This is a genomic window from Bacillus sp. 05T31, assembly GCF_056396725.1.
Genome location: NZ_JBFTMA010000099.1, coordinates 1 through 9848 on the forward strand (window position 1 = coordinate 1; position 9848 = coordinate 9848).

General features: G+C 30.8%; 9 protein-coding genes and 3 pseudogenes. 3 read left to right on the forward strand and 9 right to left on the reverse strand.

Annotated elements, in window-relative coordinates; genetic code table 11:
• Positions 1-56 precede the first annotated feature (56 nt).
• A pseudogene (locus AC1DJR_RS09175) lies at positions 57-246 on the forward strand (hypothetical protein).
• A gap of 386 nt (positions 247-632) precedes the next feature.
• Here the strand turns inward: AC1DJR_RS09175 and AC1DJR_RS09180 are convergent.
• The 3 genes from AC1DJR_RS09180 to AC1DJR_RS09190 form a co-directional block, all read right to left on the reverse strand.
• Positions 633-1058 (reverse strand): DUF4879 domain-containing protein, encoded by a 426-nt coding sequence (locus tag AC1DJR_RS09180; protein WP_002090470.1) that lies wholly within the window; start codon positions 1056-1058, stop codon positions 633-635.
• A gap of 707 nt (positions 1059-1765) precedes the next feature.
• The gene (locus AC1DJR_RS09185; RefSeq protein WP_326996841.1) at positions 1766-2092 is read right to left on the reverse strand and encodes an ArsR/SmtB family transcription factor; all 327 of its coding nucleotides are present in this window, start codon (positions 2090-2092) and stop codon (positions 1766-1768) included.
• 410 nt (positions 2093-2502) lie between these two features.
• Positions 2503-2691, reverse strand: a complete 189-nt coding sequence (locus AC1DJR_RS09190; protein WP_404481514.1) for a hypothetical protein — start codon at positions 2689-2691, stop codon at positions 2503-2505.
• A 326-nt stretch (positions 2692-3017) separates the two neighbouring features.
• On the opposite strand from AC1DJR_RS09190, the gene AC1DJR_RS09195 reads away from it, so the two are divergent.
• Together AC1DJR_RS09195 and AC1DJR_RS09200 are read left to right on the forward strand one after the other, a co-directional pair.
• Complete coding sequence (locus tag AC1DJR_RS09195) at positions 3018-3479, forward strand: hypothetical protein (protein WP_002017099.1); 462 nt, start codon at positions 3018-3020, stop codon at positions 3477-3479.
• Between the two features lie 744 nt (positions 3480-4223).
• Complete coding sequence (locus tag AC1DJR_RS09200; RefSeq protein WP_098717920.1) at positions 4224-4637, forward strand: hypothetical protein; 414 nt, start codon at positions 4224-4226, stop codon at positions 4635-4637.
• A gap of 75 nt (positions 4638-4712) precedes the next feature.
• Here the strand turns inward: AC1DJR_RS09200 and AC1DJR_RS09205 are convergent, their stop codons facing one another.
• From AC1DJR_RS09205 to AC1DJR_RS09230, 6 genes and pseudogenes are all read right to left on the reverse strand, one after another.
• Positions 4713-4928: an alpha/beta-type small acid-soluble spore protein gene (locus AC1DJR_RS09205; RefSeq protein WP_001167047.1), complete on the reverse strand. Its 216-nt coding sequence runs from the start codon at positions 4926-4928 to the stop codon at positions 4713-4715.
• A 158-nt stretch (positions 4929-5086) separates the two neighbouring features.
• On the reverse strand, positions 5087-6844 hold the full coding sequence (locus AC1DJR_RS09210; RefSeq protein ID WP_477002448.1) for a methyl-accepting chemotaxis protein: 1758 nt from the start codon (positions 6842-6844) through the stop codon (positions 5087-5089).
• A gap of 1046 nt (positions 6845-7890) precedes the next feature.
• Positions 7891-8301 (reverse strand): annotated as a pseudogene (locus AC1DJR_RS09215) (hypothetical protein).
• Positions 8302-8708: 407 nt separating this feature from the next.
• Positions 8709-9122, reverse strand: a complete 414-nt coding sequence (gene hepT, locus AC1DJR_RS09220) for a type VII toxin-antitoxin system HepT family RNase toxin (RefSeq protein WP_016093854.1) — start codon at positions 9120-9122, stop codon at positions 8709-8711.
• Positions 9112-9519, reverse strand: a complete 408-nt coding sequence (gene mntA, locus AC1DJR_RS09225; RefSeq protein WP_016093855.1) for a type VII toxin-antitoxin system MntA family adenylyltransferase antitoxin — start codon at positions 9517-9519, stop codon at positions 9112-9114. Before mntA ends, hepT begins: the two co-directional genes overlap by 11 nt.
• 233 nt (positions 9520-9752) lie before the next feature.
• Positions 9753-9848 (reverse strand): annotated as a pseudogene (locus AC1DJR_RS09230) (YxeA family protein); the annotation flags it as partial.

Below are 9848 nucleotides of genomic sequence, written 5' to 3' on the forward strand. Positions count from 1 at the left end.
GGAGAATACTAAAATGTCTTTCTTTGCTTGGTCTCCTCTTATTTTCTTAATAGTTATTGCAATCATCATTTCTATTAAAAAGGCTAAGAAACAATAGCTTTAGATAGTTACAATAATTTATTATTAGGAGGTGTAATTATGGCATTTGCAGCATGGAGTGCAATTTTTATGACTTTAATCGGAGCAATGTCCGGGGCAATCTTTGGTACAATTTCCTCTAGAAATAAAAGCAAAAATACCAACTAAAAAACCTAATAATAAAAAGGTTTTCCTTTACTACTCTACGCTAAGGGATAGTATCAGCTATCCTGTCACCACCCCCTATTTATCAGTTCATTATGTTGTATCTGGGAGTAAAAGTAAGACTATGACCTATTTTTACACGTATCTCGGCTGTATCCCCAATACATATTATTAAAATTAAAGTTGTTCGAATCGGCGGAAGACATCTTAGGGTGTCTTTTCTTTACATACAAACCAATATGTAAAAGTGCATCATAACTTGTTACTAGCTCATGATACAATAAAGAAACAACTTTTATTTTTCAAGTCAGATTGAAAACCTAACTGGTTACCTACCAAAAATAATCCCCACACAATGCGTGGGGATTATTTTACTATGGACTAAGTGATTATTTAATGTATATAGAAGTTCGTAACGTATTTCTAGGATGGTTTATTGAAGTTTTTTGATACTCGAAAGTTCCCTCTTTAAACTTTGATACATCCCATTTATACTCCCAGCCAACTATAGGATTACCACCAATTATTTGTGAACCAACACTTTTCACATCAAATCCGTCCATTTTTGCAAAAGGAAATTGACCATAACCAATTTCTCGTGTATAAACATATAAATAACTTCCACCATGATCTCTAGTTGTACTAAAACTATTAGGATTAATAGTTTCTACACCACCTAATTGCGATTCCACTTTAACCACATTTAAAGAAGTTAACGGTGCTGCTGGTCCTGCTGATGCCTCAGGTGCCATTCCTAAACCTACTACTGCTGCCATTGTTAACGATGATATCCCTAATGCAACTTTTTTTAACATATAAACATCTCCTTCTTTTTATATAAGTACAAATTTGATACTAACAGAAATTTATAAGAATATTCCTTATTTTGAAAACGTTAACAAATTATACTTTTTTAGATATGCAATTTATCATATCGATTGACATATAGAATAATCCATATACTACTTTCGATATAAAAACTATTTTCAAATTTAATACTATTAACTCACTAAATTCTCATAAAAAGACTGGTCGTCTATACAATATTTTGGTGAAATATAGGTAACTTTTAAGAAGGAAAAGCTAATATACATCGACTAAATAATGTAAATAAAATGTTTTATTGCATAAAAAAAAGGCTCCATTGCTGGAGCGCTCAAAAAATAATATAAGTAAATGAATTAAAACAAATAACAGACAATTAAACCATATAGATAAAACTTCAATAAATCTATATATATGCAATATTACATATAAAAATCCTATTTAATGATGCTATAATAAGCTTACTCGATGATTGTTATATTTTTATATTTTTTAAGTAATACAATACCTTCTTAACACCAATTGTACAAGGAAAAGAAGACATCTTAATCGATGTCTTCTTTTCTTATATGATAACAACACAATAAAATTAAGATGGTTCAAGTCGGAGAAAGGACACTCAAATGAGTGTCCTTTCTTTAACAATATTCAGGTTCATATAACCCGTATAACTGTCCACCGTTTATAACAGTTCCTTTTAAAAAAGGGAACTTTTTTGCTTATTATTTACCCACAAACCTAAAATTCCTACAATCTGACGAGCCTTAGCATTATCTATATAATAATGCATCTCTAACCCTCTTCTTTCTGCACGGAGTACGGTTCTCCTTAATTTTGATAGATGCTGTGAAACAGTAGATTGTGGGAGTCTTAATATTTCCGTTAACTGCGTAACATTACACATTTTATGGTGCATTAATTCATTTACAATTTGTAACCGAACCGGATGTGCCATTACCTTTAAAACATCTACGTCTTCTTCGCGGATTTCAGCTAGATCTCTATCAGATACTACTGTTTTCATTTCGCATTCTCCTTTATTATTAATTTCTACTTTTCTTATTATCCTTATAAATAGTACTTATAGATGTTTACCATTTGTCCTGTTGAGAAAATATATTCTCTTCTTAAAACAAAAAGGACACCTATTCTGAAAACAGTTTTTCACATAACTTTGAACTATGATTAACTCACTTTACTAAGCAAAAGTATTTCTTCTATCCCTTGTTTAAAGCAAATAAAAAATTCTGCTTATGCCTTCCCGTTCTGAAAAATTGATAGGCAGTATTTCCCATCTCACACTCTACAAAATAATCATTTTATTTCTCAATATGAATACCTGGAATTAAAATACCAAAAATGGTAATATGAAGTCACCTTCAGTTGTCAATTGTGTCCCTTTTTGAAAGGCCCTGTCTAAAATGACAAGGCCTTTTAAATTTCCTTAAATATCCTTTCTATTTCGCTTTCTTTTGATTTTGAATGGTTTCTTTTACAAGTTTTAAATAGATTTACTAATAAACCTGGTGTAGACTCTAACTCCTGCTTCTTCTTCATATTCTCTTCTGTTACAGTACTTACAAACTCCCACAGTACTTGTGCTCTAATTGTTCTGCAAATCATTTCTCACACATTTCAAATGTTTTTATCTTCTTTTTGAACACCGTCCTAATTTAATACTTTTCTTTCCTGTTAATGGCTAAATCAAAATTATTAGCTCTTGTCAGTAGATTCCAATATTATGTATAATAACATTACCTTTTTACCAATAAACGGTAATGAAGAGATGATACAAGTAAATAAACCAAATGTATCATCGATATATTAAAGGATCTATTCAATGTACATTCAGATACATATTTAGGATTTAAAACCATGGAATCTTATGTACAGATTAAATTACTACAAGATGGAAGAATGGTAGCAAATGTACTCAGGGGGGATTTTATATGAAAAAATTTGGTAAAGTATTATTAATGGGAACATTGGCTCTTGGTAGTTTAACAGCAATGAATATAGAAACACCTAAAGCTCATGCCGATGGAGCGAGCGAATATTGTCGTTACATTTGTGGCCCTAGCGAAACAGTGAACAATTTCACGATTCAATTACACGCTACGGAATACGGATTTGGACAAAATGTCATTGCAAAAGTTACAAATAATAGAGCTGAAAGTGTGAATTACAAAGTTGCTATCGAAAAACAATATGAAACTGGCTGGGGCTATTATGAAACTTGGTTCAATTGGAACTCTATGTTACCAGCTGGTTCAAATGAAGAAATAGTTACTTTCTCAGGCAATGGCGAAGATATTGGGGATGCAGGCACATTCCGTTATAAAGTTGAAATTACGAATGCTAACGGATCTGTTGACACAATTTACACAGCGCCAATGACATTAGTTAATTAAATATTCGCATTGACAAACTAGATTATGAAAGGAAGGATTACACCTTCCTTTTTTTATATTTTAAAATTAAAAACGTATCCCCTCTTACATTTACCTATATAAATCTAAGAAATAAATAATTCAAAAGGAAAAATAAAAACACTACAACAAAGAATTTCCATTTGTTTCTTTTCGTTGGTTTTCTAGCATGTTGTATATAAAAAAACAAGGCAATACCTGCCATAGTAAATAAAAAAATTTGATAATAATCAATCATCTGTAATCCCCCTCCATACCAAAAATAAGAAGCCTCTTTTTGAGAGACTTCTTATTTTTAATACAAACGACATACTTAGGCTAAATATACACAATAAGATTAGGATGCTAAACCTTATTGCAGCTTTATTATAACATATAACCTCTTATTTTATTTAATAATTCCGAATTATAAAATTTTACAAACAATTGATTGTTTATTTACATACAATGAATGCACAATAAAAAAACAACAAAATATTCACTTATAGAACCAACGTATGTAAAAACCAGCTACCATCACATTCATAGTTTTGAAAAGTTGTTCTCTCCTTCTTTAAGAATACTTTAAACTTCGGATAGATTACCTTATATCGACATCTTATGTATGCAGAATTACATATTAAATCTCATTGAAAATCATTCTCGTTGTAACTATAATGGTTTCAAGAGGTGGTATTTTCACTTCGTTTTCAAATCTCACAATATATTAAAGGAGGAACTAGCATTATGAAAAAAGTTATTTTAGCAGGGGCATTAGGAATTGCAGTACTATCAGGTATGAACTTACCAGGAGCAGAGGCACCTAAAGCGAGTGCAGCAACTACAAATTTAGAAATTCAAGAAGTTACAAAATATTACTCTATGAGTTCCTATGAGGTTTCTCAAAAAGAATCATTTAATCTTAATAAAGGGGAAGAACTTACGGTCTTTGTACAAAATTCCGGGTTCCCAATTTCTTATACAGTCTTTGATGCAGATGATCAAGTAATTGGCACATACAATGCGAATTCACCATACGGTCGCGTATTCAAAGCACAAAAAGACGGTAATATTTCGGTTCAATTTCAAGCAGGAGTAAATTCTTCTTACATGAAGAAGATGAATTTCACAGCCAAATTTGCAGTGTCTAAATTTAACTAGCAGTAAAAATTTTCACTATCCTCTTTAAAGGCAAATTAAAAAGGTATATCCCTTCCATGGGATATACCTTTAACTTTAGTGAATTTTATATTGACCAGATAACTGCTCTTGCGCCATACGAACTAAACGTTTTGTAATTTCTCCACCTACTGAACCATTTGCTCTTGCTGTTGAATCCGGCCCAAGAGTAACACCAAACTCCTGTGCAATTTCATATTTCATTTGTTCAATTGCACTTGCTGCAGCTGCTATTAAGATTTCGTTTGAATTATTATTTTCGCGAATTTGCATTTTTTAAACACCTCCGTTGAATTTGGTAATATCATGCTCTATTTCCAACAAAATATGCAAAAAATTATTCTTTTAGCTATTTTACATATATACCTAAGCTTTCATCCCTTATGTGGGAATAAATAAAGGTATAGGTCATACCCATACCTTCTCCTATCCTACTTATTTTTGAATTCCCCTATTAACTCCTGTAACTCTTTGGAGAGCCAATTTAAAGAATTTGCCAACTCTGCAATATCTTGTACATACAGTTCTTGCTCTTTCATACTTATCTCTACATTACTACTGCTATTCACATATGTATTTGCAATGTATGATAATTCATTTACAATCTGAACAATAGTTTGATTATCTTTTAAAATGTCACTTGAATTATTCGAATTCTCTTTAATTTGATTTGTAACAGATTGTGCAGATTCTGAAATCTTTTCAAAGAAAGCATCACTACTTTGAACAAGTGTTATTCCTGATTCTATTTCCTTTGAACCATTCTGTATGGATCTTACAGCCTCCTCTGTTTCAGCTTGGGTTTCACCAATTAATTTAGCTATATCCCTTGCAGATGCCTCAGTTCTTTCCGCTAATATACGTACCTCATCCACAACAACTGAAAATCCTTTCCCCATCTCTCCAGCATATGAGGATTCAGTAGAAGCATTTAAAGCTAATAAATTTGTTTGATTTGAAATATTTGTAATTACAGTAATGATTTCACTAATTTCCTTAAATCGTGCTTCTAATGCATAAATACTAGAAGATACACTTTGAATTGAATCTCGGCTTCTTTTCATTTGATTCACAATTTGCTTAATCAAATCTTTTCCTTCTACAGAATGCTGTTCCATATCTTCCGAAGCAGTCGCAACTTGTTTTGCAGCTCTTTTAATTTCTTCCATCTTACTTTCCATTTCTTGAACAATTCCTAAACATTTTTGCACTACATATTCATGAGAATGTGCTCCTAAATTTAATCCTGTAATAGCACTTGCAATTCCTTTAAAGGCTATGCTATTCTCTTTGGTACTTACCGACAATTCCTGTGAGGATGTTGAAACTTGTTCAGCAGTCTGCCTTACTTTATCTATAATCCTATTAAACTTTTTAATAGTATTATTAAAATAGATATTAGTTATCCCTATATCATCAGACCTTTCATTCAACTTAATACTTAAATCCCCTTCACCAACTTTACGTAACCCTTCTTGTAAATCCTTTAAAGGCGATAGAGATTTTCGTGAGATGAATATTTGAATTGTAATTGCGATTGTTAATGAAATGATTATAAATAGTAAACCGTGCACTATAAATTCTTTCTTTGTAAGAGGAATAATAGAAGCGTCTAAATCMGCTGCAACAATTGCAATTATATTATTATTTTCATCAGTAATTGGCTCTAAAATTGTTACCCATGTACCTAGTACATCTTCATACACTTCTGTCATTTGTGCCTGTTTCGTTTTCATTACTTGGTCGTATGTCTTCTTCCAATGAGTAGGATGCTCATAATAGTCACCTGTTTTTACAGAACCTAGTTTTACAGAAACCGTATCTGCTAATTCTGTATCCAAAGCAACTAATTGTAATTCAGCTTTATCATTTAGCTTAGCCCCTGTAACATATGTTTGTCCGACACTTTTCATATTTTTTATAGCTTTATCTAATTGCTCTGTCAATTTTTCTTTCTTCACTCTTTGTGCTGTAGGGTCTTTTGCTACATCTCTTACTATTTCTAGATCTAATTGATTTATTATTGTATCTCCTGTTTCAAAAGACTGCCTTTCAAATATAGACATCATACTATTTTGAAACATGTTAAAGCTTAACAACCCCATACTTCCCACAAGCGTTAGAATTACTACTACCGTTAGTAATACATTTTTCTGAAGCAACGATAGCTTATGCCAATATTTTTTCATTGATTTCACCTTTCTTATTTTCAACAATACAAAAACAAAGTAGTAACATATTAATAGGTTCTATTTATGTTATTAACTTGAACATGAAAATAGCATACTAGTCATTTAATCAAACGTTCCAATTTTTTTGTTTGATAGAGTTTCTTTCCTTTTATACTGATAGTTTCACTATAATTAAAGCAATAATTTAACGAATCTAAGCATTTGTGTATACAAATACAAAAGCATGATACCATTGTGATTAGCATTAAAATGCAGCTAATTTTCAGCACTCTTTTATATAGCAGCACTAAAGAAATAATAGTTATGACACTTTTGAATAATAATGCTAAAGTTTAATTTCTATTTTTTGAAGCCAATTCTTATTTATTGTACAAATATCAGTTTTCCCATTTGCAATCTCATCTTTTATATATCCAGCTGATTTTGGAAATCTATTAGTAGGAAGACGTTAACCTTCTACTACTTCACCTTTTCCATTTGTACTGATACCTTCGTTAAGTGTTTGTTTTAAACAAAGACAAGAATTCCTAAGCCCTTATCTTTGGTTATCTTTATCTTGCACAACAAAAACAAACCGAACGGTTCCGTTCAGTTTCCTATTTTATAACTATTTTCCTTATTTTTCTATAGTGTTTTAATATCCACTTGTACAAAGTTAGCCTAAACCCTTTTACCCTAATCCAATATATTTCTTCAATTATCTTAAAGTCATATGAAATAGCACAATCAGTAAATTCTTATTACGAAACTTTTGTATTAATAAATACTAAAGGACATACTCCTAAAATATAAGCCATGGATTTAATTACATTACGATTTTCATCAGTAATAAACGTACACATGTTAAACAAAAAAAGACCCAATTATTTATATCTCATTCCTTCTTTTAATATAAATCGACTGCTTTTTTCTTAAATTCTACTTCATCAGTGGTGCTAATTTTACTCATAGAAAAATCCCCTCCATAGTAAACAGGTTAATGTGTTTTCTTTATCCTATCTACTATAAGGGGAGTATAGCATTGCTTCTTTTTTGTAAAAGATCTAAGATTCTAGTGCAGTAATTAATTGCTGACGTTCTTTATCTCTAAAAATTTTAATTTCATGTTTAAACTCATAATTTCCTTCTTCAAATCTAACCCATTCCTTACTTGTCCAATATACAACATCTACATTTGCATCTAAAATTACAGAACATATGTCTACTAATTCTTCTTCGTAAAATGGCGCTTCTTTTGCTAGTTCAAAAGCTAGTACGTTTGGATCGTTACTTTTAATTTGAAGTTCCCTTGAAGTTTGCCCTAAATACTGCCATGGAGAATGTAGAGATTGTACATGGGAATTTTAAGTTTCTTTAAGCTGTGATGAAGAATGTAGTGTTGCAGCAAATGTAGGTATACTCACTCCTATTGTTGCGCCTAAAGCAATAGAACCAATAATAAGTTTTTTAATCAATTTTTCAGCCCCTTTAATTATTTTGGATATGCTTCATTTTTATACTACGTTTATGTTTGTGTAAATGAAGATGATTTGACATGATTCATCATTTTTCTCAAAAACTGTATATTAATTAACTGTTGTAAATTTACCAAAAACAAAAAAAGTTTCCTTGTGGAAACTTTTTTTGTTTTTGGTATACATTATATGTATAAAAATTAGTTTTAAAAATATTTACTTATTTGTTGATAAAATTGTATATGGATATTGCTCCTACTATTATCTACATACATTTCATGCAAAGATTCACTTCAACATGAACAAATTCATCTTATGACCGCTTTTCTTTTTACGAAATTAAGTAATTGTTTCAATAGCTGGTATAAATTACTTTCTTTCTCAGCTCTATTATTTTGTTCTTTCGCCTAAAATTCCAATATCCCCATTACTTCTTTCGTAAATAGTTTAAAATCAGTTAAATGTTTTTCAATAATTTGACGAACAATATCTAAATTTACACTTTGATAATCATGAACAGCAATATTACGAAATCCAACCATCGCCTTTAACTTATTTGCTAGATCAGCGCTAAGTAATCCTGCTGTAACCAACAAATCAAAGGCTTCTCGACTAGATTGGGGTAGTCCTAATTTTTTTCCTGCAACAATATGCATCGCTAAATCAATACTCGCTTCACAAGCTCTTTGTATGTTCAATATTATTGAATCTTGTTTTGTAAAATCCTCTAAATTTTCAGGGGCATTTCCATACACATCTTGGATTCTTTTTATACAACGCTCTATTGTAGAAATTTTATTTAAAATAACCTCATTCTTCATATATTGAACCTCTTTTCTTTATATCATCAAATACTACCTGTCGTTCTTCATTCAATTTTGAATACATTTTTAAGGTTTTCATTTCAAAAACGACCTTACGTTTATCATCCGAACAAAATATTGTCTTTCCTGTATGTATAATCTGAGCTTGAAAAACTGTAGAAGCTTCGGATAAATCAACTAAATCAACATCTCTATTAACGATGTTTGCTAACTCCTGTGCTAATAAAAAACGTTCATAGTTCCCTAAAGTTGTGTCACTTAAATAAGCTATATCAATATCACTATCTTCCCGTTCTCTGTTCTCAGCCGTTGATCCAAACACAATTATCCAATAGGGATTCACCGTCTCTTGTAATTTTTCTATAATAGCTGTAATCATGCTTTGAAAAATCATTTAATTAATCCCCCTTATTATACTTGAATTTTATTATATCATAGCCATTACGAAATCCATTAAGTTACAACAAATACATAAACAAAATTAAGCCTTCTTAGTACTTAAAGCACCACAAAATTACGTGCTTATTCCTGTAAAAGCAAAAGACCGACAATAACTGTCAGTCTTTCGCTTTTGAAACTCTAAAGAAATAGGGGATATATTTCTCTAACAATGGCGTCTTTTATATGTTAATTCAACTTTAATTTTTCTTTTACTTTTGTAGGGAGCTCGTCTTTTTTAACCTCTTCCCAAGATTTCACACCTTTTTCCTCAGAGTAATATAT